Source organism: Rossellomorea aquimaris (genome assembly GCF_001877785.1).
GTDB classification, from domain to species: Bacteria; Bacillota; Bacilli; order Bacillales; family Bacillaceae_B; genus Rossellomorea; species Rossellomorea aquimaris_A.
The window spans coordinates 18,254-43,950 of the sequence record NZ_MINN01000066.1 but is presented as its reverse complement, the minus strand read 5'-3'; the positions used below and the strand labels follow the sequence as shown (position 1 = coordinate 43,950).

Annotated in this window: 33 protein-coding genes and 1 other annotated feature; all 33 genes read right to left on the bottom strand. The window is 43.3% G+C overall.

Annotated elements, in window-relative coordinates:
- Positions 1 to 28: 28 nt before the first annotated feature.
- Entirely contained in the window at positions 29 to 211 is a 183-nt protein-coding gene (gene rpmD, locus BHE18_RS02700; RefSeq protein WP_032085287.1) for a 50S ribosomal protein L30, read from the bottom strand.
- A gap of 13 nt (positions 212 to 224) precedes the next feature.
- Positions 225 to 725, bottom strand: coding sequence for a 30S ribosomal protein S5 (gene rpsE / locus BHE18_RS02695; protein ID WP_071617126.1), 501 nt, complete (start codon positions 723 to 725; stop codon positions 225 to 227).
- A gap of 22 nt (positions 726 to 747) precedes the next feature.
- Positions 748 to 1,110, bottom strand: a complete 363-nt coding sequence (gene rplR / locus BHE18_RS02690) for a 50S ribosomal protein L18 (protein ID WP_071617125.1) — start codon at positions 1,108 to 1,110, stop codon at positions 748 to 750.
- Positions 1,111 to 1,143: 33 nt separating this feature from the next.
- A complete protein-coding gene (rplF, locus tag BHE18_RS02685; protein WP_071617124.1) occupies positions 1,144 to 1,683 on the bottom strand; it encodes a 50S ribosomal protein L6 in 540 nt (179 codons plus the stop codon).
- A gap of 30 nt (positions 1,684 to 1,713) precedes the next feature.
- Positions 1,714 to 2,112, bottom strand: a complete 399-nt coding sequence (rpsH, locus tag BHE18_RS02680) for a 30S ribosomal protein S8 (protein WP_071617123.1) — start codon at positions 2,110 to 2,112, stop codon at positions 1,714 to 1,716.
- A 30-nt stretch (positions 2,113 to 2,142) separates the two neighbouring features.
- Positions 2,143 to 2,328, bottom strand: a complete 186-nt coding sequence (locus BHE18_RS02675) for a type Z 30S ribosomal protein S14 (protein ID WP_010191505.1) — start codon at positions 2,326 to 2,328, stop codon at positions 2,143 to 2,145.
- 24 nt (positions 2,329 to 2,352) lie between these two features.
- Positions 2,353 to 2,892, bottom strand: coding sequence for a 50S ribosomal protein L5 (gene rplE / locus BHE18_RS02670; protein ID WP_071617122.1), 540 nt, complete (start codon positions 2,890 to 2,892; stop codon positions 2,353 to 2,355).
- Positions 2,893 to 2,918: 26 nt separating this feature from the next.
- Positions 2,919 to 3,230 (bottom strand): 50S ribosomal protein L24, encoded by a 312-nt coding sequence (gene rplX, locus BHE18_RS02665; RefSeq protein ID WP_032085281.1) that lies wholly within the window; start codon positions 3,228 to 3,230, stop codon positions 2,919 to 2,921.
- A 36-nt stretch (positions 3,231 to 3,266) separates the two neighbouring features.
- Positions 3,267 to 3,635, bottom strand: coding sequence for a 50S ribosomal protein L14 (gene rplN, locus BHE18_RS02660; protein WP_032085280.1), 369 nt, complete (start codon positions 3,633 to 3,635; stop codon positions 3,267 to 3,269).
- Positions 3,636 to 3,680: 45 nt separating this feature from the next.
- Positions 3,681 to 3,944 (bottom strand): 30S ribosomal protein S17, encoded by a 264-nt coding sequence (rpsQ, locus tag BHE18_RS02655; protein ID WP_032085279.1) that lies wholly within the window; start codon positions 3,942 to 3,944, stop codon positions 3,681 to 3,683.
- Positions 3,945 to 3,964: 20 nt separating this feature from the next.
- Positions 3,965 to 4,168 (bottom strand): 50S ribosomal protein L29, encoded by a 204-nt coding sequence (gene rpmC, locus BHE18_RS02650; RefSeq protein ID WP_032085278.1) that lies wholly within the window; start codon positions 4,166 to 4,168, stop codon positions 3,965 to 3,967.
- Positions 4,158 to 4,592 carry a 50S ribosomal protein L16 gene (rplP, locus tag BHE18_RS02645; protein WP_071617121.1) on the bottom strand — a complete coding sequence of 145 codons (435 nt, stop codon included), beginning with the start codon at positions 4,590 to 4,592 and terminating at the stop codon, positions 4,158 to 4,160. Before rplP ends, rpmC begins: the two co-directional genes overlap by 11 nt.
- A gap of 2 nt (positions 4,593 to 4,594) precedes the next feature.
- Positions 4,595 to 5,251: a 30S ribosomal protein S3 gene (gene rpsC, locus BHE18_RS02640; protein WP_032085276.1), complete on the bottom strand. Its 657-nt coding sequence runs from the start codon at positions 5,249 to 5,251 to the stop codon at positions 4,595 to 4,597.
- 3 nt (positions 5,252 to 5,254) lie between these two features.
- Positions 5,255 to 5,596, bottom strand: coding sequence for a 50S ribosomal protein L22 (rplV, locus tag BHE18_RS02635; RefSeq protein WP_032085275.1), 342 nt, complete (start codon positions 5,594 to 5,596; stop codon positions 5,255 to 5,257).
- Positions 5,597 to 5,615: 19 nt separating this feature from the next.
- Positions 5,616 to 5,894: a 30S ribosomal protein S19 gene (rpsS, locus tag BHE18_RS02630; protein WP_032085274.1), complete on the bottom strand. Its 279-nt coding sequence runs from the start codon at positions 5,892 to 5,894 to the stop codon at positions 5,616 to 5,618.
- Positions 5,895 to 5,954: 60 nt separating this feature from the next.
- Positions 5,955 to 6,785 (bottom strand): 50S ribosomal protein L2, encoded by an 831-nt coding sequence (gene rplB / locus BHE18_RS02625; RefSeq protein ID WP_071617120.1) that lies wholly within the window; start codon positions 6,783 to 6,785, stop codon positions 5,955 to 5,957.
- 30 nt (positions 6,786 to 6,815) lie between these two features.
- On the bottom strand, positions 6,816 to 7,100 hold the full coding sequence (rplW, locus tag BHE18_RS02620; RefSeq protein WP_058300085.1) for a 50S ribosomal protein L23: 285 nt from the start codon (positions 7,098 to 7,100) through the stop codon (positions 6,816 to 6,818).
- Complete coding sequence (gene rplD / locus BHE18_RS02615; RefSeq protein ID WP_071617119.1) at positions 7,100 to 7,723, bottom strand: 50S ribosomal protein L4; 624 nt, start codon at positions 7,721 to 7,723, stop codon at positions 7,100 to 7,102. Before rplD ends, rplW begins: the two co-directional genes overlap by 1 nt.
- 30 nt (positions 7,724 to 7,753) lie before the next feature.
- On the bottom strand, positions 7,754 to 8,386 hold the full coding sequence (gene rplC, locus BHE18_RS02610; RefSeq protein ID WP_071617118.1) for a 50S ribosomal protein L3: 633 nt from the start codon (positions 8,384 to 8,386) through the stop codon (positions 7,754 to 7,756).
- Positions 8,387 to 8,421: 35 nt separating this feature from the next.
- Entirely contained in the window at positions 8,422 to 8,730 is a 309-nt protein-coding gene (gene rpsJ, locus BHE18_RS02605) for a 30S ribosomal protein S10 (protein WP_034676072.1), read from the bottom strand.
- A 739-nt stretch (positions 8,731 to 9,469) separates the two neighbouring features.
- A complete protein-coding gene (gene tuf / locus BHE18_RS02600; RefSeq protein ID WP_071617117.1) occupies positions 9,470 to 10,660 on the bottom strand; it encodes an elongation factor Tu in 1,191 nt (396 codons plus the stop codon).
- A 129-nt stretch (positions 10,661 to 10,789) separates the two neighbouring features.
- The gene (gene fusA, locus BHE18_RS02595) at positions 10,790 to 12,868 is read right to left on the bottom strand and encodes an elongation factor G (RefSeq protein WP_071617116.1); all 2,079 of its coding nucleotides are present in this window, start codon (positions 12,866 to 12,868) and stop codon (positions 10,790 to 10,792) included.
- A 54-nt stretch (positions 12,869 to 12,922) separates the two neighbouring features.
- Positions 12,923 to 13,393, bottom strand: a complete 471-nt coding sequence (rpsG, locus tag BHE18_RS02590) for a 30S ribosomal protein S7 (protein WP_071617115.1) — start codon at positions 13,391 to 13,393, stop codon at positions 12,923 to 12,925.
- A 44-nt stretch (positions 13,394 to 13,437) separates the two neighbouring features.
- Positions 13,438 to 13,860 (bottom strand): 30S ribosomal protein S12, encoded by a 423-nt coding sequence (gene rpsL, locus BHE18_RS02585; protein WP_032085266.1) that lies wholly within the window; start codon positions 13,858 to 13,860, stop codon positions 13,438 to 13,440.
- A 98-nt stretch (positions 13,861 to 13,958) separates the two neighbouring features.
- Positions 13,959 to 14,207 (bottom strand): 50S ribosomal protein L7ae-like protein, encoded by a 249-nt coding sequence (locus BHE18_RS02580; protein WP_071617114.1) that lies wholly within the window; start codon positions 14,205 to 14,207, stop codon positions 13,959 to 13,961.
- A gap of 149 nt (positions 14,208 to 14,356) precedes the next feature.
- Entirely contained in the window at positions 14,357 to 17,956 is a 3,600-nt protein-coding gene (gene rpoC, locus BHE18_RS02575; RefSeq protein WP_071617113.1) for a DNA-directed RNA polymerase subunit beta', read from the bottom strand.
- 51 nt (positions 17,957 to 18,007) lie between these two features.
- Positions 18,008 to 21,565, bottom strand: coding sequence for a DNA-directed RNA polymerase subunit beta (gene rpoB, locus BHE18_RS02570; RefSeq protein WP_071617112.1), 3,558 nt, complete (start codon positions 21,563 to 21,565; stop codon positions 18,008 to 18,010).
- Between the two features lie 229 nt (positions 21,566 to 21,794).
- Complete coding sequence (locus BHE18_RS02565; protein WP_071617111.1) at positions 21,795 to 22,403, bottom strand: class I SAM-dependent methyltransferase; 609 nt, start codon at positions 22,401 to 22,403, stop codon at positions 21,795 to 21,797.
- A gap of 93 nt (positions 22,404 to 22,496) precedes the next feature.
- Positions 22,497 to 22,856 (bottom strand): 50S ribosomal protein L7/L12, encoded by a 360-nt coding sequence (gene rplL, locus BHE18_RS02560; RefSeq protein WP_071617110.1) that lies wholly within the window; start codon positions 22,854 to 22,856, stop codon positions 22,497 to 22,499.
- Positions 22,857 to 22,914: 58 nt separating this feature from the next.
- A complete protein-coding gene (gene rplJ, locus BHE18_RS02555; RefSeq protein ID WP_032085260.1) occupies positions 22,915 to 23,415 on the bottom strand; it encodes a 50S ribosomal protein L10 in 501 nt (166 codons plus the stop codon).
- A 42-nt stretch (positions 23,416 to 23,457) separates the two neighbouring features.
- Positions 23,458 to 23,601: a sequence feature (ribosomal protein L10 leader region), on the bottom strand.
- A 51-nt stretch (positions 23,602 to 23,652) separates the two neighbouring features.
- Positions 23,653 to 24,354 carry a 50S ribosomal protein L1 gene (gene rplA / locus BHE18_RS02550; RefSeq protein ID WP_071617109.1) on the bottom strand — a complete coding sequence of 234 codons (702 nt, stop codon included), beginning with the start codon at positions 24,352 to 24,354 and terminating at the stop codon, positions 23,653 to 23,655.
- Between the two features lie 129 nt (positions 24,355 to 24,483).
- Entirely contained in the window at positions 24,484 to 24,909 is a 426-nt protein-coding gene (rplK, locus tag BHE18_RS02545) for a 50S ribosomal protein L11 (RefSeq protein WP_032085258.1), read from the bottom strand.
- Positions 24,910 to 25,085: 176 nt separating this feature from the next.
- Entirely contained in the window at positions 25,086 to 25,619 is a 534-nt protein-coding gene (nusG, locus tag BHE18_RS02540; RefSeq protein WP_071617108.1) for a transcription termination/antitermination protein NusG, read from the bottom strand.
- Positions 25,620 to 25,697 lie beyond the last annotated feature (78 nt).

Below are 25,697 nucleotides of genomic sequence, written 5' to 3'. Positions count from 1 at the left end.
GCACCTCCTTGTTATCGAAAGAAATCGATTATTTTTCTGTTACCGTTACAAGGTGAGCAACCTTGTTGATCATTCCGCGGATAGCAGCGTTGTCTTGTTGCTCAACTGTTTGATGCATTTTACGAAGTCCTAAGGCTTCAACAGTCTTACGTTGGTCTTGTGGACGTCCGATTACACTGCGAGTGAGGGTAATTTCTAGTTTGTTAGCCATCGTTATCCCTCCCTTATCCTAGTAGTTCTTCTACTGATTTACCGCGCAGCTTAGCTACGTCTTCAGCACGCTTTAATTGTTTTAAACCTTCGATTGTTGCACGAACCATGTTGATCGGAGTGTTGGATCCTAGTGATTTAGAAAGGATATCTTGTACCCCTGCCAATTCTAGTACCGCACGAACAGGTCCACCAGCAATAATTCCTGTACCCGCAGAAGCAGGCTTGATAAGAATTTGACCAGCACCAAATCGTCCAGTTACTACGTGAGGAGTTGTACCTCCTACCATAGGAACTTCAATTAGATTCTTCTTCGCATCTTCAATCGCTTTGCGGATTGCCTCAGGTACTTCTTGAGCTTTACCCGTTCCAAAACCAACGTGACCGTTTTTGTCGCCTACTACTACAAGAGCAGCGAAACGGAAACGACGTCCACCTTTAACAACTTTCGCAACACGATTGACTGTAACTACGCGTTCTTCAAATTCTAGTTTGCTTGGATCAATATTACGCATCTGGATTGTCCCTCCTTTTTAATTAAAATTCTAAGCCGTTTTCACGAGCTGATTCAGCTAGAGCTTTGATACGGCCATGATATAGATATCCACCACGGTCAAATACTACAGATTTAACACCTTTTTCAGCCGCACGCTTCGCAACTAGTTCTCCAACTTTAGCAGCTGCATCAACAGTTGCTGTGGATTCTAATCCGAAATCTTTATCTTTTGAAGATGCACTTGCAAGAGTAACACCGTTCATATCATCGATAATTTGAGCATAGATGTTTTTGTTAGAACGGAAAACGTTCAGACGAGGACGAGTTTCAGTTCCAGTAATTTTTGAACGTACACGGGCATGTCTTTTCTTACGTGTTTTGTTCTTATCTGGCTTAGTAATCACCTACGGTCACTCCTTTCTTTTGCCTACGCGGCATTATTTACCTGTTTTACCTTCTTTACGACGAACATATTCACCTTCGTAGCGAATACCTTTTCCTTTGTAAGGCTCAGGAGAGCGTACTGCACGAATGTTAGCTGCTAATGCACCAACACGTTCTTTGTCGATCCCTTTGATGGAGATCTTTGTATTTGCTGGTACTTCGATTTCGATACCTGCTTCAGGCTCGATTTCAACCGGGTGAGAGTACCCAACGTTAAGCACAAGCTTTGTACCTTGTTTTTGAGCACGGTAACCTACACCGACAAGCTCAAGATTTCTTTGGAATCCTTTAGATACACCTTCAACCATGTTCGCGATAAGGGCACGAGTTGTACCGTGTAACGCGCGGTGTTCTTTTGCATCAGAAGGACGGGTAACTGTTACTGTGTTACCTTCTAATTCAACTTTAATATCAGAACTGAATGTACGAGAAAGTTCACCTTTAGGTCCTTTTACAGTTACTAGGTTATCTTCACCTACTGTAAGAGTAACGTCAGATGGCATTTCGATAGGCAATTTTCCTACACGTGACATCCTGTTGCACCTCCATTCATTTAAAAACTATTACCAAACGTAAGCTAATACTTCTCCGCCCACTTGTTGTGCACGAGCTTCTTTATCAGTTAAAACACCTTGAGAAGTGGAAACAAGTGCGATACCTAAACCGTTTAATACTCTAGGTACTTCTGTAGATTTTGCATATACACGTAAACCTGGTTTAGAGATACGCTTTAATCCAGTGATTACGCGCTCGTTGTTTGCTCCATATTTTAAGAAAATGCGGATAACACCTTGTTTGTTATCTTCAACATATTCTACGTCACGTACGAAACCTTCACGCTTGAGGATTTCGGCAATTTCTTTCTTGATGTTAGAAGCAGGAACTTCCAGTCTTTCGTGACGAACCATGTTCGCATTACGGATGCGAGTTAGCAAATCTGCAATTGGATCTGTCATTGTCATAATAATTTACCTCCTTCCCAATATAGGGTATTACCAACTAGCTTTTTTAACGCCAGGAATCTGACCCTTGTATGCAAGTTCACGGAAACAAATACGGCAAAGCTTAAATTTACGGATTACTGAATGAGGACGTCCGCAACGTTCGCAACGTGTGTACGCTTGAACATTATGCTTTGGCGTGCGTTTTTGTTTCGCAATCATTGATTTTTTAGCCACATTTTCGCCTCCCTTATATAGCGATTACTTTTGGAATGGCATTCCGATTTGAGTCAATAGCTCACGAGCTTCTTCGTCTGAGTTAGCAGTAGTAACGATAACGATATCCATACCGCGTACTTTAGACACTTTATCATAATCAATCTCAGGGAAAATCAATTGCTCTTTCACACCAAGAGTGTAGTTACCGCGTCCGTCGAATGCTTTTTTAGAAACACCGCGGAAGTCACGTACACGTGGAAGTGATACAGAGATCAATTTATCCAAGAATTGGTACATGCGTTCTCCGCGAAGAGTAACTTTTGCACCGATCGGCATACCTTCACGAAGACGGAAGCCTGCGATAGATTTTTTAGCTTTTGTTACAACTGGTTTTTGTCCAGTGATTTGAGTCAATTCATCAACTGCTACATCAAGAGCCTTTGAGTTTTGAACTGCATCACCGATACCCATGTTGACAACGATCTTTTCAACTTTAGGTACTTCCATTACTGATTTGTAATTGAATTTGCTCACTAGAGCTGGGCTGATTTCACTTTGAAATTTTTCTTTTAGGCGGTTCATTCAGAATACCTCCCTTCTTAATCGTACTATTTATCTAGAACTTCACCTGATTTTTTTGCTACACGTACTTTTTTACCGTTTTCCGTTTTATAACCTACACGAGTTGCCTCGTTAGATTTCGGATCTAGAAGCATAACGTTTGATACGTGGATAGATGCTTCCTGGCTGATGATTCCGCCTTGCGGGTTCATCTGTGAAGGCTTAGCGTGTTTTTTCACAACGTTGATTCCTTCAACAAGCACTCGGTCGTTCTTAGGGAACGCAGCAAGAACAGTTCCTGTTTTGCCTTTGTCTTTCCCGGTGATGACCACTACTTTATCGCCTTTTTTCACATGCATTTCATCGCACCTCCTTGATTGGCCAATGCTAATCTATTAAAGAACTTCTGGAGCTAAAGATACAATTTTCATAAAGTTGCTGTCACGCAATTCACGAGCAACAGGTCCGAAGATACGAGTTCCACGTGGTCCTTTATCGTCACGGATGATTACACATGCGTTCTCGTCGAACTTAATGTAAGTACCGTCTTGACGGCGAACACCAGACTTCGTACGAACGACAACTGCCTTTACTACGTCACCTTTTTTAACAACGCCACCTGGTGTTGCTTGTTTTACTGTACACACGATTACATCACCGATGTTGGCAGTCTTGCGTCCAGAACCACCAAGAACTTTAATCGTTAATACTTCACGAGCACCAGAGTTGTCAGCAACTTTTAAACGTGATTCTTGTTGAATCATGTAGGTTACCTCCCTTCGGAATTACAAATTATCCGAGCATATATATTAGATAATAACTGCTTTTTCAACAACTTCTACTAAACGGAAACGTTTCGTAGCAGATAGTGGACGAGTCTCCATGATACGTACGATATCGCCTACTTTTGCTTCGTTGTTCTCATCATGAGTTTTAAACTTCTTAGAGTACTTTACGCGCTTGCCGTATAGAGAATGCTTTTTATAAGTTTCTACCATAACCGTTACTGTTTTATCCATTTTGTCGGAAACAACACGGCCAGTGTAAACCTTACGTTGGTTGCGGTCACTCATTTAAGCAAACCTCCTCTCATTTATCGATTGTTAACCCCGATCTCTCTTTCACGGATTACAGTTTTCATACGAGCGATCCCTTTGCGGACTTCACGGATGCGGGCTGTGTTTTCAAGTTGGCCAGTCGCAAGTTGGAAGCGAAGGTTAAATAACTCTTCTTTCAGAGTTTTTACTTTTTGTTCAATTTCGGCAGTGGTTAGGTCACGAATTTCATTAGTTTTCATTTGATTCACCACCAATTTCCTCTCGTTTTACAAACTTGCACTTCACTGGAAGTTTGTGTGCTGCAAGACGAAGAGCTTCACGAGCGACCTCTTCAGAAACACCAGCTACTTCAAACATAATTTTTCCAGGCTTAACTACTGCTACCCAACCTTCAGGAGCCCCTTTACCAGAACCCATCCGTACTTCTAGAGGTTTAGCAGTGTAAGGTTTATGAGGGAAGATTTTAATCCATACTTTACCGCCACGTTTCATGTAACGAGTCATAGCGATACGAGCTGATTCGATTTGACGGTTTGTGATCCAAGAAGCATCAGTAGCTTGAAGACCGTATTCACCGAACGCAACTTCCTGACCGCCTTTAGCACGACCACGCATTTTACCACGGTGTTCGCGACGATGTTTAACGCGTTTAGGTAATAACATAATTATTTGCCTCCTTCCTCAGATTTCTTTCTTGTAGGAAGAACTTCTCCACGGTAGATCCATACTTTAACACCAAGCTTACCGTAAGTTGTGTCAGCTTCTGCGTGAGCATAATCAATGTCAGCGCGTAGAGTATGAAGTGGAACAGTACCTTCACTGTAATGTTCAGCACGAGCGATGTCAGCTCCGCCAAGACGACCGGATACTTGTGTTTTGATTCCTTTTGCACCAGCACGCATCGCACGTTGGATCGCTTGCTTTTGAGCACGACGGAATGAAACACGATTTTCCAGTTGGCGAGCAATGTTTTCTGCTACTAATTTAGCATCAACGTCAGCTCTTTTGATTTCAACGATATTGATGTGTACACGTTTTGAAGTAAGTTCGTTAAGTGCTTTACGAAGAGCTTCAACTTCAGTACCACCTTTACCGATAACCATACCAGGTTTAGCTGTATGAACAGTAATGTTGATACGGTTTGCAGCGCGTTCGATTTCTACTTTAGAAACAGATGCGTCTACTAAGCGTTTTGCAATATATTCACGTACTTTTAAGTCTTCGTGTAAAAGTGTTGCGTAATCTTTATCTGCGTACCATTTAGATTCCCAATCACGAATTATACCGACACGAAGTCCTACCGGATGTACTTTTTGACCCACGGATTATCCCTCCTTCTTTTCTGATACTACAAGTGTAATGTGACTTGTACGTTTGTTGATTTGACTTGCACGGCCCATCGCACGCGGACGGAAACGTTTAAGTGTTGGTCCTTCATTTACATAAGCCTCAGTAACGATCAGGCTGTTAATATCCATGTCATAGTTATGCTCTGCATTTGCGATAGCAGATTTAAGTACTTTTTCAACGACTGGTGAAGCTGCCTTAGGCGTGTGCTTAAGAATCGCAACTGCTTCTCCAACTTGCTTACCTCGGATTAGATCGATGACTAAACGTACTTTACGAGGAGCAATACGTACTGTTCTAGCAACAGCTTTTGCTTGCATTAGGATACCCTCCTCTCAATTAGCGTCTTGTTTTCTTATCATCACTGCCATGACCTTTGTAAGTACGAGATGGTGCGAATTCACCAAGCTTGTGCCCTACCATGTCTTCAGTGACGTATACAGGTACATGTTTACGACCATCGTAAACTGCGATAGTGTGACCGATGAATGCTGGGAAGATCGTTGAACGGCGAGACCAAGTCTTAACAACTTGTTTGCCTTCAGTTTCGTTCAATTTTTCGATCTTTGTCATTAAATGATCATCAACAAAAGGTCCCTTTTTTAAGCTACGACCCATGTTTGAACCTCCCTTCGTGATTGTGCTACGGCTCTGGAATCGAACCGTAGTTCAACCCCGTTATTTTTTGCGACGACGCACAATAAATTTATCTGATTTGTTGTTCTTCTTACGTGTCTTGAATCCAAGAGTAGGTTTGCCCCATGGAGACATTGGTGACTTACGTCCGATTGGCGCACGTCCTTCACCACCACCGTGTGGGTGATCGTTAGGGTTCATTACAGAACCACGAACTGTCGGGCGCTTGCCTAACCAGCGAGAACGACCGGCTTTACCGATATTGATAAGTTCGTGCTGCTCATTTCCAACTTGACCTACAGTAGCGCGGCAAGCAGAAAGGATCATACGAGTCTCACCAGAGTTAAGGCGTACAAGAACGTACTTACCTTCTTTACCAAGTACTTGGGCAGATGTACCAGCAGAACGTACAAGCTGACCGCCTTTTCCTGGTTTAAGTTCGATATTGTGTACTACTGTACCAACAGGGATGTTGATAAGTGGTAACGCATTACCTACTTTGATATCTGCTTCTGGTCCAGACATTACTTCCATGCCTACTTCGATTGACTTAGGTGCAAGGATGTAACGCTTTTCTCCATCAGCGTAGTTGATTAGTGCAATGTTTGCAGAGCGGTTTGGATCGTATTCGACCGTAGCAACGCGTCCAGGTATACCATCTTTATCACGCTTGAAGTCGATGATACGGTATTGACGCTTATGACCGCCGCCTTGATGACGAACTGTTAACTTACCTTGGTTGTTACGGCCACCCTTTTTATGCAGGGGTGCTAAAAGTGACTTTTCCGGAGAATCCGTAGTGATTTCAGCGAAATCAGATGAAGTCATGCCGCGACGACCATTAGAGGTAGGTTTGTACTTTTTAATCGCCATGTTTTTCCCTCCTCTTCTTAATTAAGTGAATTATACTTCAAAGAATTCGATTTCTTTACTATCAGCAGTAAGTTTAACGATTGCTTTACGACGCTTGTTAGTGTAACCAGCGTGTTTACCCATACGCTTGAACTTACCTTTGTAGTTCATGATGTTAACTTTATCTACTTTAACGTCAAAGATTTCTTCGACAGCATCTTTAACTTGAGTTTTGTTCGCTCTAGTATCAACTTCGAACGTGTACTTTTTCTCAGACATAAGATCTGTAGAAGCTTCTGTGATTACGGGGCGCTTAATGATTTCACGTACATCCATTATGCAAGCACCTCCTCTACTTTTTCAACAGCTGTTTTAGTCATCACTAGTTTGTCGTGTCCTAATACATCAAGAACGCTGATTCCATCTGCAGGAACAACAGTCACACCAGGGATGTTACGAGCTGAAAGTGCTACGTTTTCGTCAAGACCGTCAGTTACTACTAATGTTTTAGCGTTAATTGACAGACCTTTAAGAACGTTAGCAAATTCCTTTGTTTTTGGAGCATCAAATGATAATGCTTCTAATACTAAGATGTTCTCTTCCACTACTTTAGAAGAAAGAGCAGATTTGATCGCTAAGCGACGAACCTTCTTAGGTAATTTGTAGCTGTAGCTGCGTGGAACTGGTCCAAATACAGCACCACCGCCGCGCCATTGTGGAGAACGGATTGACCCTTGACGAGCACGACCTGTTCCCTTCTGACGCCAAGGCTTGCGCCCACCGCCACGTACTTCAGAACGATTTTTTACTTTATGATTTCCTTGACGTAAAGAAGCTCTTTGCATTAATACTGCTTCGAACAGTACATGCTTGTTTGGTTCGATACCAAATACAGAATCATTAAGTTCGATATCACCAACTTTAGAACCTGTTTGGTTAAATAATGCTACTTTCGGCATTCTTATTTCCTCCTTTCCTGAGAAGTTCTATTATTTAGCTGCTTTAACAGCCGTTTTTACTTTGATAAGTTGTTTCTTAGGTCCAGGTACATTACCCTTAACCAAGATTAGGTTGCGTTCAGCATCCACTTTTACGATTTCAAGGTTTTGAATCGTAATTTGTTCTCCACCCATGCGTCCAGGTAGTAATTTACCTTTGAATACGCGGTTCGGATCGACAGGACCCATTGAACCAGGACGACGGTGATAACGAGAACCGTGGGACATTGGTCCGCGAGATTGGTTATGACGCTTGATAGCACCTTGGAAACCTTTCCCTTTTGATACTCCTGTTACATCTACTACATCGCCTGCAGCGAAAATATCTACTTTGACTTCTTGACCAACTTCGTACTCTTCTACGTTTACACCGCGGATTTCACGGATGAAGCGCTTAGGAGCAGTTTCAGCTTTAGCAATATGGCCTTTCGCCGGTTTGTTAGAAAGCTTGTCGCGTTTGTCTTCGAAACCTACTTGGATCGCTTCATAGCCATCAACTTCAGTAGTTTTCTTTTGAAGAACAACGTTTTGAGCAGCTTCGATAACAGTCACCGGGATAAGATCACCGTTTTCAGCAAAAACTTGAGTCATACCGATCTTTCTTCCTAAGATTCCTTTGGTCATAAGTCACACCTCCTGTTAATGTTGTTTTTATAAGATTAAAGTTTGATTTCGATATCTACACCAGATGGTAAGTCTAAACGCATAAGCGCATCAACTGTTTGTGGTGTTGGGTTCACAATGTCGATTAAGCGTTTGTGTGTACGCATTTCGAATTGCTCACGAGAATCTTTGTATTTGTGCACAGCACGCAATATTGTGTAAATAGACTTTTCAGTCGGTAGTGGGATCGGTCCTGAAACCGCCGCACCTGAACGTTTTGCTGTTTCAACAATTTTCTCAGCTGACTGATCCAGAATTCTGTGATCATAAGCCTTTAAACGGATACGAATCTTTTGTTTTGCCATTATTTTCCCTCCTTTTTCGCCTATTTTTGAATAGACATTCTCCATGGAAATTTCCCACACACTCGCCATGGCAAAGCGGCCGGGTGTGTCAGCAACCTTCCATTTCATCGCAGTCAAAGACCAACATTGTCTATTATAACTAAAACACCTAGAAGATGCAAGGGTTTCTTGCAGAACCTACATGTTTCGCACACTTTCTCTATTATACAAAGCGTACGGTTGAATATCAAGGGGATGTGGAGTTTTCATAATATTTAATAATGGTTGATGGATTGGGAATTCGTTTTTGAATTTTGGTTGGTTATTTATATAGAAGAAAGTCGTTTTTGGGGGAAGTTATATTGATGTTTGGGTGGTTGCTGCGGGGAGTGGATCAATTTTTGATAAGGCTAAGGTCCAGCTCTGTTTCGGCGTATTTAGAATCATTCTTAGAAGGTCATAAATCCTGAATCGGGATCGTATTTTTAAAATCAGGATCGTAAAATAGCGAATTAGATCGTAACTACCTTATACAGGATCGCAAAACCATCAAATTGGTTAACGAATTATTACAAACATTGAATCTTATCTCATCCCAACCCATATTTTCAGCTGCATTTAGTAAAAGCAATTCAATTTCATCCTCGACTTTAAATTTCAATTAATATTCCTTACATATTCACCTCAAAACATAAAAACATTTACCACAATATAAAAAAGCAGGCGGACACGATGTCCACCTGCTTTTAAATAATCGATATTATTCTTGGATAGATGCTACTACTCCAGCACCTACAGTACGTCCACCCTCACGGATAGAGAACTTAGTTCCTTCTTCAATCGCGATTGGAGCGATAAGCTCAACAGTCATTTCGATGTTATCGCCAGGCATAACCATTTCTACACCTTCAGGAAGGTTACAGATACCAGTTACGTCAGTTGTACGGAAGTAGAACTGTGGGCGGTAGTTAGAGAAGAATGGAGTGTGACGTCCACCTTCTTCTTTAGAAAGAACATAAACTTCAGCTTTGAACTTTGTGTGTGGAGTGATTGTACCTGGCTTAGCAAGTACTTGTCCACGTTGGATATCTTCACGAGCTACCCCACGAAGTAAAGCACCAATGTTGTCTCCAGCTTCTGCATAGTCAAGAAGCTTACGGAACATTTCTACACCTGTAACAGTAGTAGATTTAGGCTCTTCAGAAAGACCGATGATGTCGATTGTGTCTCCAACTTTAACTTGTCCACGCTCAACACGTCCAGTAGCAACTGTTCCACGACCAGTGATTGAGAATACGTCCTCAACTGGCATCATGAATGGCTTTTCAGTGTCACGCTCAGGAGTTGGGATGTAGCTGTCTACAGCTTCCATAAGTTCGTAGATTTTTTCTTCCCACGCAGGATCTCCTTCAAGAGCTTTAAGAGCAGAACCTTTGATTACTGGTACGTCATCGCCAGGGAAATCGTACTCAGAAAGAAGGTCACGTACTTCCATTTCTACTAGTTCAAGTAGCTCTTCGTCGTCTACCATGTCACATTTATTCATGAATACAACTAGGTAAGGTACACCTACTTGACGAGAAAGAAGGATGTGCTCACGAGTTTGTGGCATTGGACCATCAGCAGCAGATACTACTAGGATTCCGCCGTCCATTTGCGCAGCACCAGTAATCATGTTTTTAACATAGTCAGCGTGTCCTGGGCAGTCAACGTGTGCATAGTGACGAGTGTCAGTTTCGTACTCAACGTGTGCAGTAGAGATTGTGATTCCACGTTCTCTTTCTTCTGGTGCACCATCGATTTGGTCATAAGCCATTGCAGTTCCACGACCATACTTCTTGTGAAGAGTAGTTGTGATTGCAGCTGTTAGAGTTGTTTTACCATGGTCAACGTGACCGATTGTACCGATATTCGCATGTTGCTTGGAACGATCAAATTTTTCCTTACCCATTTGAAAATCCTCCTTTAATTTTAAAAGAAATAAGTATATTGTTAGGTGTTTTCAGAAGTGGATTGCTCCACCCCTGAAAATGTACTAGCTTACAATAGTAGTTATACTTTATAAAAATGAATAAATCAATTATTCACCTTTATTTTTTTTGATGATTTCTTCAGAAATCGATTTAGGTACTTCTTCGTAGTGATCGAAGTGCATGGAGTACGTTCCGCGTCCTTGTGTGTTAGAACGAAGTGACGTAGCATAACCAAACATTTCTGATAGAGGTACGAACGCTTTAACAACTTGTGCGTTACCGCGTGCTTCCATACCTTCTACACGTCCACGACGGGAAGTGACGTCACCCATGATATCTCCAAGGTATTCCTCAGGGATAACAACCTCTACCTTCATCATTGGCTCAAGGATTACCGGCTTACATTTAGAAGCGGCATTCTTAAGTGCCATTGAAGCAGCGATCTTAAACGCCATTTCAGAGGAGTCAACATCATGGTATGAACCATCGAATAATCTTGCTTTAACATCAACAAGCGGGAACCCGGCAAGAACACCATTTTCTAGTGCATCTTGAAGACCGGCTTGTACTGCAGGGATGTATTCACGTGGAACTACACCACCGACGATACCGTTCTCGAATTCGAATCCTTTACCTTCTTCGTTAGGCGCGAATTCAATCCAAACGTGTCCGAATTGTCCACGTCCACCAGATTGACGTGCGAACTTACCTTCAACTTTAGCCGTGTCACGGAAAGTCTCACGGTAAGACACTTGAGGAGCACCAACGTTTGCTTCTACTTTGAATTCACGTTTCATACGGTCAACGATGATATCTAAGTGAAGCTCACCCATACCTGCGATGATAACCTGTCCAGTTTCCTGGTCAGTGTGAGCGCGGAATGTAGGATCTTCCTCTTGAAGTTTTTGCAGGGCAGTAGTCATCTTATCTTGGTCAGCCTTGGATTTAGGCTCAACAGATAGTGAGATAACAGGTTCTGGGAATACCATGGATTCAAGAATGACAAGATTCTTTTCATCACATAGTGTATCTCCAGTGCTTGTATCTTTAAGACCAACTGCTGCTGCGATATCCCCAGCGTAAACGCTTGAGATCTCTTCACGGGAGTTAGCGTGCATTTGAAGGATACGTCCTACACGTTCACGCTTGCCTTTTGAAGAGTTTCTTACGTATGAACCTGACTCTAAGATACCAGAGTACACACGGAAGAATGTTAATTTACCAACATAAGGGTCAGTAGCAACTTTGAACGCCAAAGCAGAGAATGGAGCATCGTCTGAAGATGGACGAGTTACTTCTTCTTCTGTTTCTGGAACAAAACCTTTGATATCTTCAACATCAGTTGGTGCTGGAAGATAATCGATAACTGAGTCAATTAGTAATTGAACCCCTTTGTTTTTGAAAGCAGATCCACATACTACCGGATAGAAGTCAACAGTTAGAGTTGCTGTACGGATAGCAGCTTTAAGCTCATCATTTGTAAGCTCTTCGCCTTCCAGGTATTTCATCATTAGCTCTTCATCAAGTTCAGAAACTGCTTCAATTAATTTTCCGCGGTATTCTTCAGCTTGATCTTTATACTCATCAGGAATTTCACGCGCTTCTGCACGAGTTCCAAGGTCATCTTCGTAGAAGTAAGCTTTCATTTCCACTAGGTCGATGATCCCTTCGAAATCATCTTCAGCACCGATCGGAAGCTGAATTGGGTGTGCATTCGCTTGTAAACGCTCATGAAGAGTACCTACAGAGTATAGGAAGTCAGCACCGATTTTGTCCATTTTGTTTACGAACACAACGCGGGGAACCCCGTAAGTTGTTGCCTGGCGCCAAACTGTTTCAGTTTGAGGCTCAACACCAGATTGAGCATCAAGAACTGCTACTGCACCATCAAGTACACGAAGTGAACGTTCAACTTCAACAGTGAAGTCTACGTGTCCCGGTGTATCGATGATGTTGATACGATGGCCTTTCCATTGAGCTGTTGTCGCAGCAGATGTGATCGTGATTCCACGCTCTTGCTCCTGCTCCATCCAGTCCATTTGAGAAGCACCTTCGTGAGTTTCTCCAATCTTATGGATACGACCAGTATAGAATAGGATACGCTCAGTTGCAGTTGTTTTACCGGCATCGATGTGGGCCATGATACCGATATTACGAGTGTTTTCTAAGGAGAACTCTCTTGGCATGTGGTCTTTCTCCTTCCTTATATCAGAATGGTTAGTTTGTTGGATAAAAGAAGATTACCAGCGATAGTGAGCAAACGCTTTGTTCGCTTCAGCCATCTTGTGTGTATCTTCACGCTTCTTAACAGAAGCACCAGTGTTGTTAGCTGCATCAAGGATTTCGTTAGCTAAACGCTCTTCCATTGTCTTCTCACCGCGAAGACGAGAGTAGTTTACTAACCAACGAAGACCTAGTGTAGTACGGCGCTCAGGGCGGACCTCAACTGGTACTTGGTAGTTTGAACCACCAACACGACGAGCTTTTACTTCCAATACCGGCATGATATTTTTCAAAGCTGCATCGAATACTTCCATTGCATCTTTCCCAGAACGCTCGCTGATGATATCAAACGCAGCGTATAATTTCTTTTGAGCTTTACCTCTTTTACCGTCAACCATGATTTTGTTGATTAAACGGGTTACTAATTTAGAATTGTACATTGGATCAGGTAAAACGTCTCTTTTTGCTACAGGACCTTTACGTGGCATGTGATTTCCTCCTTTCAACGAGAAATGAATTTATGATTTGTCGATTATTTTTTAGCTGCTTTAGGGCGCTTAGTTCCGTATTTAGAACGTCCTTGCATACGGCCTTCAACTCCAGCTGTATCAAGCGCACCACGTACGATATGATAACGTACCCCCGGTAAATCCTTCACACGTCCTCCACGGATAAGCACGACACTGTGCTCTTGAAGGTTGTGTCCGATACCAGGAATGTAAGCAGTAACCTCGATTCCATTAGTCAAACGAACACGTGCGTATTTACGAAGCGCGGAGTTCGGTTTCTTTGGAGTCATAGTACCTACACGAGTACAAACACCACGTTTTTGTGGAGAAGACAAGTTCGTGTGCACTTTCTTAAAGCTGTTGTAACCTTTGTTAAGTGCTGGTGACTTAGACTTTGTAGATTTTGACTGACGAGGCTTGCGAACTAATTGGTTAATAGTTGGCATTATGTTTTCCTCCCTTCTTACTTGGTAAGCCCACACATCCAGGTGGATCATTTTTGGGTAAAAGTAAAGTTTTTGCAGAGTCGTCTACAAAAACTATTTTACTGTATAATCGCAACAGCTGCTGCTCCAACATCTATTCCGCACGATTTCCCAAGCTTCTTCATAGAATCCACTTTGTTAACCGGTACATCAAGATCTTCAGCGGCCTGCACCACTTTCGCTATCACCCTCGGATCAGCATCTTCCGCGACGACAACTTCCAGTACATGACCATTCTTTAGAGCTTTCACTGCTTGCTTTGTCCCTACAATAATTTCTTGCGCCTGTGATACTTTTTCATAAGACATTTCATATCCTCCAAAGTAGCAGGTTATTAATAGGAGCAACCTTGAATATATTATCATCTTAAAATTCCAATGTCAACATCGAAATAAAAGATTTATAAAAGCTAACTCTCAGAAAGATGAAGCATCCCCTGGGAGTTAGCCTTATTTTATTACTCTACAGTCACTGTCTCTTCCGTATTTTCTTCGGCGAGGACAGGCTCTGCCTTGCGGTAACGCTGCATACCTGTACCAGCAGGTACCAGTTTACCGATGATGACATTTTCTTTCAATCCTAGAAGTTCATCACGTTTTCCTTTGATTGCAGCATCCGTCAACACGCGTGTTGTTTCCTGGAATGAAGCCGCAGATAAGAAGGAATCCGTCTCAAGGGAAGCTTTCGTGATTCCAAGCAATACAGGACGGCCTGTTGCGGGGATATCCCCTTTGAGCAATGCATTTTCATTCGCATCCCTGAACTGGTGGATATCCATAAGGGTACCCGGAAGTACTTCCGTTTCACCAGCATCGATGACACGAACTTTGCGAAGCATTTGACGAACCATTACTTCTACGTGTTTATCGCCGATTTCAACCCCTTGCATACGATATACTTTTTGTACTTCGCGCAGCAAGTATTCTTGAACGGCGGATACGTCACGTACTTTAAGCAATTCTTTCGGATCGATCGAACCTTCAGTAAGCTCTTGTCCGCGGGCAACTTTATCGTTGACACCGAACTTGAGGCGGGCTGTATAAGGAGCTGTATAGTTCCTTGTTTCAACATCACCTTGGACAGTGATTTCATATTGACGGTCTTTTCCTTCACCGATGGAAGTGATGACACCGTCCATTTCAGAGATGACAGCCTGACCTTTCGGGTTACGCGCTTCGAAGATCTCCTGGATACGCGGTAAACCTTGGGTGATATCGTCCCCTGCAACACCACCGGTATGGAATGTACGCATTGTAAGCTGTGTACCTGGTTCCCCGATGGATTGTGCAGCGATGATACCGACTGCTTCTCCCACTTCTACTTTTTGACCAGTAGCAAGGTTTGTTCCATAACATTTCTCACATACACCGTGGCGGGTGTTACATGTGAATGCAGAACGGATCGATACGTGCTCGATACCTGCATCGACAATCGCTTTCGCCAGGTCTTCTGTGATCAGCTGATTCTCATCGACAAGAATCTCGTCTGTTTCAGGATGACGCAATGTCTTGCGTGAGTATCGGCCGAGAAGACGCTCTTCAAGAGGCTCGATGATCTCGGTGCCTTCCTTGATGGAGCCGACGAGTAATCCTCTGTCAGTTCCACAGTCTTCTTCACGTACGATGACATCCTGGGCAACATCTACAAGACGGCGTGTCAGGTAACCTGAGTCGGCTGTTTTCAGTGCTGTATCGGCAAGACCTTTACGTGCACCGTGAGTAGAGATGAAGTATTCAAGTACCGTCAGACCTTCACGGAAACTTGATTTGATCGGTAATTCAATGATACGTCCAGCCGGGTTGGCCATCAGGCCACGCATACCGGCAAGCTGAGTGAAGTTAGATGCGTTACCACGGGCACCTGAGTCACTCATCATGAAGATCGGGTTGCGCTTATCAAGGGTAGCCATCAGCTTACCTTGGATTGTATCTTTCGCAGCACTCCAAATCGAGATGACGCGGTCGTATCTCTCATCTTCTGTAATCAGACCACGTTTGAATTGCTTCAATACGTTGTCTACTTTACTTTGTGCTTCAACGAGGATCTGTTCTTTTTCAGCCAATACCACGATATCGGCGATACCGACCGTAATACCTGCTTTAGAAGAATACTTAAATCCTAAGTCTTTCATTTTATCGAGCATCCTTGAAGTTTCTGTGATCGCAAACTTCTTGAATACCTCGGCAATAATGTTTCCTAAGAAACCTTTTTTGAATGGATTGATCAACTCACGGTTTTTAAATTCTTCTTTGATGTCTGTACCAGGCTCTACAAAGTAATGTTCTGGAGTTGCTTCTTCCAGGTTCGTCTTTGTCGGTTCATTAATGAACGGGAAGGAATCCGGCAAGATTTCGTTGAAGATTACTTTACCAACCGTCGTTAATAGCATTTGGCTGTTTTGCTTTTCAGTGAACGTTTTATTATGAAGTGTTCCTGCATTGATTCCAATACGTGTATGCAAATGTACATAACCATTTTGATAAGCAAGCAGTACTTCATTTGCGTTGGTGAAGATCATTCCTTCACCGACAGCATCTTCGCGTTCCAAAGTCAGGTAATAGTTACCCAATACCATATCCTGTGATGGTGTAACAACAGGTTTACCGTCTTTAGGGTTCAGGATGTTCTGAGCGGCAAGCATGAGCATGCGCGCTTCAGCCTGTGCTTCAGAAGACAGCGGTACGTGGACCGCCATTTGGTCACCGTCAAAGTCTGCGTTGTATGCAGTACATACGAGCGGGTGAAGACGGATCGCACGGCCTTCGACAAGAGTTGGTTCAAAGGCTTGAATACCAAGTCTGTGAAGAGTAGGTGCACGGTTTAAAAGAACAGGATGTTCTTTGATTACCTCTTCCAATACATCCCATACTTCCGGCTGTACGCGTTCAATCTTGCGTTTTGCACTCTTGATGTTGTGAGCCAATCCCTTTTCAACGAGTTCTTTCATAACAAACGGCTTGAATAATTCAAGTGCCATTTCTTTCGGAAGTCCACATTGATACATTTTCAGATTAGGTCCAACAACGATTACAGAACGGCCGGAATAGTCAACACGCTTACCAAGAAGGTTTTGACGGAAACGGCCCTGCTTCCCTTTAAGCATGTGAGAAAGAGATTTCAATGGACGGTTACCTGGTCCTGTTACCGGACGTCCGCGGCGGCCGTTATCAATCAGAGCGTCTACTGCTTCTTGAAGCATACGCTTCTCATTCTGCACGATGATGCTTGGGGCACCAAGATCTAATAAACGTTTCAAACGGTTGTTACGGTTGATGACACGACGATACAAGTCGTTCAAGTCAGATGTTGCAAAACGTCCCCCATCCAGCTGAACCATAGGACGAAGCTCAGGAGGGATGACAGGCAGTACGTCAAGGATCATCCAATCAGGATCATTTCCTGAATTCCTGAATGACTCGACCACTTCAAGACGTTTGATGGCACGTGTGCGTCGCTGACCTTGCGCTGTTTTCAGCTCTTCTTTCAAGAAATCGGCTTCTTTGTCAAGATCGATATCCTGAAGGAGTTTTTTGATCGCTTCTGCACCCATTGCCGCCTGGAACTTCACTCCATATTTCTCACGGTAAGCACGGTACTCTTTTTCAGAAAGCAGCTGCTTTTTCTCAAGAGCCGTATCACCAGGTTCTGTTACCACATAGGAAGCGAAGTAAATGACTTCTTCCAATGCACGAGGGGACATGTCCAAAACAAGACCCATACGGCTTGGGATTCCTTTGAAGTACCAGATATGTGAAACGGGAGCGGCAAGTTCGATGTGACCCATGCGTTCACGGCGGACTTTCGCTTTTGTTACTTCGACACCACAGCGGTCACAAACGACGCCTTTATAGCGTACGCGCTTGTATTTACCACAGTGGCACTCCCAGTCCTTTGTAGGACCGAAAATACGTTCACAGAATAAGCCGTCTTTTTCTGGCTTTAATGTACGATAGTTAATGGTTTCCGGTTTTTTGACTTCCCCGAAAGACCACGAACGGATCTTATCGGGGGAAGCTAAACCAATTTTCATATACTCAAAGTTATTTACATCTAGCAAGGGGCCTACCTCCCTTTTAATCTACAGGCTCTAACCCTAATTGCTCTAAATTTATTCTTTTGACCCAACTGTCTCGGATTGTTGCTCATTAGACTCAGATATATTTAGCGTGTCAGCTTGTTGTACTTCTTCTTCGTCCTCTAAGTCACGCATTTCAATTTCTTCTTCCGTGCTTGAGAGGATCTTAACATCCATACCTAAACTTTGAAGCTCTTTGATCAGAACCTTGAACGATTCCGGAACCCCAGGCTCAGGCACGTTTTCACCTTTGACGATTGCTTCGTATGTTTTCACACGGCCGACAACGTCATCGGATTTAACCGTAAGGATTTCTTGCAGTGTATAAGCGGCACCGTATGCTTCAAGTGCCCATACTTCCATCTCACCGAAACGCTGTCCGCCGAATTGAGCTTTACCGCCCAGCGGCTGCTGCGTAACAAGTGAGTAAGGACCGGTAGAACGAGCGTGAAGCTTGTCATCGACCATGTGGGCAAGTTTGATCATATACATGATTCCAACCGACACACGGTTATCAAACGGTTCACCTGTTCTTCCATCGTAAAGAACGGTTTTGGCATCCCGTGCCATACCTGCTTCTTCGATCGTATCCCAGACATCTTCCTCGCGCGCTCCATCAAATACAGGTGAAGCGACATGGATGCCAAGATATCTTGCTGCCATACCAAGGTGAAGCTCAAGCACCTGACCGATGTTCATACGTGATGGAACCCCAAGCGGGTTAAGCATGATATCGATCGGTGTGCCGTCAGGAAGATAAGGCATATCTTCTTCAGGCAGGATTTTAGAGATAACACCCTTGTTACCATGTCGTCCGGCCATCTTGTCACCTTCAGAGATCTTACGTTTCTGAACGATGTAGACACGGACCAGCTGGTTTACACCAGGAGGCAGTTCGTCGCCGTCTTCACGGTTGAAGACTTTGACATCAAGGATGATCCCGCCGCCGCCGTGAGGCACGCGCAGGGAAGTATCCCTTACTTCACGGGCTTTCTCACCAAAGATCGCATGTAATAAGCGTTCTTCAGCTGTCAGCTCCGTTACACCTTTAGGCGTTACTTTACCAACAAGCAAGTCGCCATCTTTTACCTCTGCACCGATGCGGATGATCCCGCGTTCGTCAAGGTTGCGCAAAGCATCTTCCCCGACGTTCGGGATATCACGTGTGATTTCTTCCGGTCCGAGCTTTGTATCACGCGACTCAGACTCATATTCTTCAATATGGATGGAAGTATAGACATCGTCTTTCACAAGGCGCTCACTCATGATGATCGCATCTTCATAGTTGTAACCGTCCCATGTCATGAAACCAACCATTACGTTGCGTCCCAAGGCTAATTCGCCTTTCTCCATTGAAGGACCGTCAGCAAGGATTTCACCTTTCACTACACGGTCGCCTTCACTTACGATCGGACGCTGGTTGTAGCAGGTTCCCTGGTTGGAACGGATATATTTTTGCATCCGATACTTATCGAGGTCACCTTTTACTTCCTGACCGTCAATTTCTTTCACGCGGCGGACCCAAACTTGTTTCGCCTCAACTTTTTCGACAATACCTTCATGCTTACAGATGACTGCAGCTCCGGAATCTTTAGCCGATACGTGTTCCATACCGGTTCCGACAAGCGGTGATTCTGGATTTAAAAGAGGTACTGCCTGACGCTGCATGTTCGCTCCCATCAGGGCACGGTTGGAGTCATCGTTTTCCAAGAAAGGAATACATGCTGTCGCAGCTGATACTACTTGTTTCGGAGATACATCCATGTAGTCGATGCGGTCACGTCTCATAGCCGTGTTTTCACCGCGGAAACGTGCGATTACTTCCTCATCAAGGAATGAACCGTCGTCACCCAGACGAGCGTTCGCCTGTGCCACTACATAGTTATCTTCTTCGTCTGCCGTTAAGTAATCGATACGGTCTGTCACTTTGCCTGTATCAGGATCGACACGGCGGTAAGGTGTTTCGATGAAGCCGAATTTGTTCACTTTCGCAAATGATGAAAGCGAGTTGATCAGTCCGATGTTCGGACCTTCAGGTGTTTCGATCGGACACATACGGCCGTAGTGGGAATAGTGAACGTCACGTACTTCGAAGCCGGCACGTTCACGCGTCAGACCACCAGGTCCGAGTGCAGACAGACGGCGCTTATGCGTCAATTCCGCAAGCGGGTTCGTCTGGTCCATGAATTGGGAAAGCTGTGAGCTTCCAAAGAATTCTTTCATCGATGCGATGACCGGACGAATGTTGATCAACTGCTGAGGAGTGATCGTATTCGTATCCTGGATGGACATTCTTTCACGAACGACACGCTCCATACGGGAAAGGCCGATACGGAACTGGTTCTGAAGCAATTCGCCAACCGAACGTAAACGACGGTTGCCCAGGTGATCGATATCATCTGTAAATCCTACTCCATGCAATAAGTTGAAGAAATAAGAGATGGAAGAAATGATGTCAGCAGGTGTGATGTATTTGACTTCCTCTTCTACATACGCATTGCTGATTACATTAATCTCTTGTTCTCCTTCTTCATTAGGAGAGTAAATTTTGATAGATTGGAGAGTAACATCATCCTCCAATACCCCGCCGGACTGCTGGTAAGTCTTGAAGCCGATTCCTTCTTCTAAATAAGGAATGACTTTGTCCAGGGTGCGACGGTCAAGAACCGTGCCCTTCTCTGCAAGAATCTCGCCCGTTTCCGGATCTGCAAGAGTTTCTGCAAGAGTTTGACCGAATAATCGGTTCTTAATATGAAGCTTTTTATTCATCTTATAACGTCCAACGTTTGCCAAGTCATAACGCTTTGGATCAAAGAAACGTGAAACGAGTAAACTTTTAGCATTTTCTACTGTAGGAGGTTCTCCCGGACGCAGACGCTCGTAGATTTCGAGCAATGCTTTGTCGATACCTTCCGTATTGTCTTTCTCGAGCGTGTTACGAATGTACTCATTATCACCAATCAAATCGATGATTTCTTGATCAGAGCCAAACCCAAGGGCACGTAAAAGAACCGTTACCGGCAGTTTGCGAGTTCGATCAATTCGCACATAAACAACATCTTTTGCATCTGTTTCATACTCAAGCCAAGCTCCGCGGTTTGGTATAACGGTAGCAGTGAACCCTTTCTTTCCGTTCTTATCTACTTTTCCGCTGAAGTACACACTAGGTGAACGTACAAGCTGAGAAACGATTACACGTTCAGCTCCGTTAATGACAAAAGTACCTGTATCTGTCATAAGCGGGAAGTCACCCATAAATACGTCTTGATCTTTCACTTCTCCAGTTTCCTTATTCACAAGACGGACTTTCACCCTAAGCGGCGCAGAGTAAGTTACATCTCTTTCCTTTGATTCTTCCACCGAGTACTTTGGCTCTCCCAGACTATAATCAATAAATTCTAAAGAGAGATTACCAGTGAAGTCCTCAATCGGAGAAATGTCACGGAACATTTCTCTTAACCCCTCATCAAGAAACCATTGATACGAGGAAGTTTGAATTTCGATTAAATTCGGCAATTCTAAAACTTCACTGATACGCGCAAAACTTCTGCGTTGGCGGTGTCGTCCATACTGAACTAGTTGACCTGTCAACTGATTCACCCCTCAAATCAAGCGTTTTGGTTGTGTCTATATGTCTTTGACAGAATGCACTCTGCCCAAGACAAAAAGAAAAAGGGTTTTAATGATAAAACCTCATTTTCAAATGACGAACTATTATTTTATAATCTTTTCCAATTTATCCAATATGTATACATATGGACACAATACCGGAAAATAATATTTTTGCATTTTATAATGTTATCATAGCGGATTAGCTACGTCAACGGATTTCTTTTACTGATCTCAGAATGTAGTAACCTTTTTTTCTTGCAGCGATTTCTACATTTGAAAACAATTCTTCCATTTTATCCATGGCGGATGGAGCACCCTGCTTCTTCTGAATAACGACCCATAATTCACCTTTATCCGCCAGATGGTCATAGCTTTCTGAAAGGATGGAATGAACGGTTTCTTTCCCTGCCCTGATAGGGGGATTTGTAAGGATTGCCGCAAAGCCCTTATCTTTAACATTTTTATAGCGGTCGCTTTGGTAGATTCTCACGTTTTCCACGCCGTTAGCTTTCGCATTTTCGCCTGCAAGCGAAAGGGCTCTTTCGTTTACATCGACCATATGAACCATGCGGTCGCCAAAATCTTTTGCCAAAGCAAGGCCGATCGGTCCGTAACCGCACCCGACATCAAGCAATGCACCCTCTGTCTCCGGCAGTTTGAAGTTTTCGATCAGCGTCCTTGAACCGAAATCCACTTCCTTTTTCGAAAAGACTCCCTGATCCGTCTTGAACCGAAAGGAATGCCCTCGCAATTCAAATTGAATGCTTTGAGGATTACTTCCCACTTCCGGCTTACTGGAATAGTAGTGATTAGTCATTATTACACCTCCATCTTTTAAACGGATTACAAGTATATAACCAAAAGAAGAAAAAAGCCCGCTTATAAAGCGAGCTTTTCTTCTATGCAATTATTACTTAACTTCTACGCCAGCGCCAACTTCTTCAAGTTTAGCTTTAAGCTCTTCAGCTTCTTCTTTAGAAATGCCTTCTTTAAGAGCTTTAGGAGTGTTGTCAACAAGTTCTTTCGCTTCTTTAAGTCCAAGACCTGTGATTTCACGAACAACTTTGATAACTTTGATCTTTTGAGAACCAGCGCTCTCAAGAACAACGTCAAATTCAGTTTTTTCAGCAGCAGCTTCTGCTCCGCCACCAGCTGCAGCTACAGGTGCAGCAGCAGTTACTCCGAATTCTTCTTCGATAGCTTTTACTAGATCGTTCAATTCAAGAACGGACATTTCTTTAATTGCATCAATGATTTGCTCTTTACTCATTTTAAATTTCCTCCTTAGTATGTTGGTTCGTATTATTATTCAAGCGACTCTGTTTAACTTACGCGCCTTGTTCTTCTTTTTGGTCTGCAACGGCTTTTGTTGCCAATGCGAAGTTGCGCATTGGAGCTTGAAGCACGCTGAGTAGCATAGAAAGAAGTCCTTCGCGGCTTGGAAGTTCAGCGATAGCTTTAACATCTTCAACAGATGTGATTGTTCCTTCGATAACACCAGCTTTGATTTCAAGCGCTTCGTGATCTTTAGCGAAGTTATTAAGGATCTTTGCAGGAGCTACAACTTCTTCCGTACTGAACGCGATTGCGTTTGGACCAGTTAGGAATTCGTTCAACCCTTCAAGACCAGCTTCTGCTGCTGCACGGCGAGTCATTGTGTTTTTATACACTTTGAAGTCGATGCCAGCGTCACGAAGTTGTTTACGAAGCTCAGTTACTTCAGAAACATCAAGGCCGCGGTAATCTACAATGATTGTAGATACACTGTTCTTTAGCTTGTCAGAGATTTCTCCAACGATATGTTGCTTTTGTTCTAGAATGCTGCTCATCATTACACCTCCTGTAGATTGACTGATGAACATTTATACCGTCATCCAATAAAAAATGCCCTTATATCAAGGTAGACATAAGGGCATCGCTAACACGCACAGGGCGCATTTTTTATCGCAATTACCTCGGCGGGAAATTAAGCTCCTGGGAGCACCAGCTGTCTACGGTACAAATGTATTCGTTTTTTAACAACAGAACTAATTATAATGATTAGTTCATGTTAAGTCAATACCAAATTATGCCTTAACTGCGAAAGTTGAAGGATCAACTTTAACACCAGGACCCATAGTTGAAGTAACAGCGACGTTCTTCATGTAAGTTCCTTTAGCTGCAGATGGTTTAGCTTTAAGCATTGTTTCGTACATAGTTGTGAAGTTCTCAACTAATTTTTCGTTGTCGAAAGAGATTTTTCCAACAGGAACGTGTACGTTACCAGCTTTGTCAGCACGGTATTCTACTTTACCAGCTTTGATTTCGTTAACAGCTTTTTCGACGTCGAAAGTAACTGTTCCAGTTTTAGGGTTTGGCATTAAGCCTTTAGGTCCCAATACGCGTCCAAGTTTTCCAACTTCACCCATCATGTCCGGAGTTGCAACGATTACGTCGAACTCGAACCATCCTTGTTGGATTTTGTTGATCATGTCCGCATCGCCAACGTAGTCAGCGCCAGCAGCTTCTGCTTCTTTTGCTTTTTCGCCTTTAGCGAATACAAGAACCTTTTGAGTTTTACCAGTACCGTGCGGAAGCACAACTGCTCCACGGATTTGCTGGTCATTCTTACGAGTATCTACACCTAAGCGGAACGCCACTTCTACAGTTGCGTCAAACTTAGCGATGTTTGTTTTCTTTACTAGTTCGATTGCTTCTTCAACTGAATAAGCTGTAGTACGATCTACAAGCTTTTGAGCTTCAAGAAACTTTTTACCTTTTTTAGCCATTTTTAAAATTTCCTCCTCGATGTGGTTTTAGCGGAATAACCTCCCACGAAATAAGGTTGCGAGAGTGAAACAGTACATTTCATCATCGCAACCTCGTTCAACAGGAACATTCAATTGAGCGAAGCTGGATTAGTCTTCGATGACGATACCCATGCTGCGCGCAGTTCCTTCTACCATGCGCATAGCTGATTCAACGCTAGCTGCATTTAAGTCAGGCATTTTTGTTTCAGCAATTTCACGTACTTTATCGCGTTTAAGTGTTGCCACTTTTTTGCTGTTAGGTTCGCCTGAACCAGACTCGATACCAGCAGCTTTCTTAAGAAGAACAGCAGCAGGTGGAGTTTTTGTGATGAATGTAAATGAACGGTCTTCAAAAACCGTGATTTCAACAGGAATGATTAAGCCAGCTTGATCTGCTGTACGAGCATTGAATTCCTTACAGAATCCCATGATGTTAACACCTGCTTGACCTAATGCAGGACCAACCGGTGGAGCTGGGTTAGCTTTACCAGCAGGAATCTGCAATTTAACCATTTTGATAACTTTTTTAGCCACGAGACACACCTCCTTAAGTCCGTGATGTGGTTATTGGGCTTTTCACCCTCCCACTCAAATGTAAAAAATGTCTTTATCAACATAAAGAACGTTTATTAGTTTCAGTATCTCTTGTCGAGACGCACTGACTTATGAAATATTATCACTTTTTTTGAGTGATTTCAAGTTCTTTTCCATTATAATTTATCAATTTGAGAGAAATCAAGTTCTACCGGGGTATCCCGTCCGAACATATTTACATGGACTTTTACTTTTGATTTAGCAGAATCAATCTCTTCGATTGTTCCTGTGAAGTTGGCAAACGGCCCTTCGTTCACTTTGACCGTTTCACCCAGTTCAAAGTCTACTTCGATCTTCTTGTCGGCCATACCCATTTGTTTCAAGAGATATGTCGCTTCTTCAGGAAGCAGCGGTGTAGGCTTCGATCCTGAGCCTGTTGAACCTACGAAACCCGTCACGCCCGGGGTGTTGCGGACTACGTACCATGAATCATCTGTCATGACGATCTCAACGATGACATAGCCTGGGAATACTTTCTTTTTCACTACTTTTTTCTTGCCGTTCTTAATATCCGTCTCTTCTTCTTCAGGTACGAGCACGCGGAAGATCTTATCCTGCATCCCCATTGATTCAACACGCTTCTCAAGGTTCGCTTTGACCTTGTTCTCATATCCTGAATAAGTATGGACTACATACCAATTCTTCTCCATCTGATAGGACTTAGCGTCCGTCCCTCCTCGCTATTTAAAGAATACTCTCTGACTTTTTTCTCCAAATGAAAAAACCCG

Coding starts and splice junctions, on each gene's coding strand:
- rplN (WP_032085280.1), bottom strand. CDS start 3,635: ATGATTCAACAAGAATCACGTTTAAAAGTTGCTGACAACTCTGGTGCT.
- rpmD (WP_032085287.1), bottom strand. CDS start 211: ATGGCTAACAAACTAGAAATTACCCTCACTCGCAGTGTAATCGGACGT.
- rplC (WP_071617118.1), bottom strand. CDS start 8,386: ATGACCAAAGGAATCTTAGGAAGAAAGATCGGTATGACTCAAGTTTTT.
- rplF (WP_071617124.1), bottom strand. CDS start 1,683: ATGTCACGTGTAGGAAAATTGCCTATCGAAATGCCATCTGACGTTACT.
- rpsJ (WP_034676072.1), bottom strand. CDS start 8,730: ATGGCAAAACAAAAGATTCGTATCCGTTTAAAGGCTTATGATCACAGA.
- rpmC (WP_032085278.1), bottom strand. CDS start 4,168: ATGAAAACTAATGAAATTCGTGACCTAACCACTGCCGAAATTGAACAA.
- rplV (WP_032085275.1), bottom strand. CDS start 5,596: ATGCAAGCAAAAGCTGTTGCTAGAACAGTACGTATTGCTCCTCGTAAA.
- rpsG (WP_071617115.1), bottom strand. CDS start 13,393: ATGCCACGTAAAGGTCCTGTAGCAAAAAGAGACGTTTTACCTGATCCA.
- rplX (WP_032085281.1), bottom strand. CDS start 3,230: ATGCATGTGAAAAAAGGCGATAAAGTAGTGGTCATCACCGGGAAAGAC.
- rpsH (WP_071617123.1), bottom strand. CDS start 2,112: ATGACAATGACAGATCCAATTGCAGATTTGCTAACTCGCATCCGTAAT.
- rpsS (WP_032085274.1), bottom strand. CDS start 5,894: ATGGGTCGTAGCTTAAAAAAGGGACCTTTTGTTGATGATCATTTAATG.
- rplJ (WP_032085260.1), bottom strand. CDS start 23,415: ATGAGCAGCATTCTAGAACAAAAGCAACATATCGTTGGAGAAATCTCT.
- nusG (WP_071617108.1), bottom strand. CDS start 25,619: ATGGAGAAGAATTGGTATGTAGTCCATACTTATTCAGGATATGAGAAC.
- rplE (WP_071617122.1), bottom strand. CDS start 2,892: ATGAACCGCCTAAAAGAAAAATTTCAAAGTGAAATCAGCCCAGCTCTA.
- rpsL (WP_032085266.1), bottom strand. CDS start 13,860: ATGCCAACTATTAACCAATTAGTTCGCAAGCCTCGTCAGTCAAAATCT.
- BHE18_RS02565 (WP_071617111.1), bottom strand. CDS start 22,403: ATGACTAATCACTACTATTCCAGTAAGCCGGAAGTGGGAAGTAATCCT.
- rplD (WP_071617119.1), bottom strand. CDS start 7,723: ATGCCGAAAGTAGCATTATTTAACCAAACAGGTTCTAAAGTTGGTGAT.
- rplL (WP_071617110.1), bottom strand. CDS start 22,856: ATGAGTAAAGAGCAAATCATTGATGCAATTAAAGAAATGTCCGTTCTT.
- rplP (WP_071617121.1), bottom strand. CDS start 4,592: ATGTTATTACCTAAACGCGTTAAACATCGTCGCGAACACCGTGGTAAA.
- BHE18_RS02580 (WP_071617114.1), bottom strand. CDS start 14,207: ATGTCTTATGAAAAAGTATCACAGGCGCAAGAAATTATTGTAGGGACA.
- tuf (WP_071617117.1), bottom strand. CDS start 10,660: ATGGGTAAGGAAAAATTTGATCGTTCCAAGCAACATGCGAATATCGGT.
- fusA (WP_071617116.1), bottom strand. CDS start 12,868: ATGCCAAGAGAGTTCTCCTTAGAAAACACTCGTAATATCGGTATCATG.
- rplW (WP_058300085.1), bottom strand. CDS start 7,100: ATGGATGTACGTGAAATCATTAAGCGCCCCGTAATCACAGAAGCTTCT.
- rpsE (WP_071617126.1), bottom strand. CDS start 725: ATGCGTAATATTGATCCAAGCAAACTAGAATTTGAAGAACGCGTAGTT.
- rpsQ (WP_032085279.1), bottom strand. CDS start 3,944: ATGAGTGACCGCAACCAACGTAAGGTTTACACTGGCCGTGTTGTTTCC.
- rplA (WP_071617109.1), bottom strand. CDS start 24,354: ATGGCTAAAAAAGGTAAAAAGTTTCTTGAAGCTCAAAAGCTTGTAGAT.
- rplB (WP_071617120.1), bottom strand. CDS start 6,785: ATGGCGATTAAAAAGTACAAACCTACCTCTAATGGTCGTCGCGGCATG.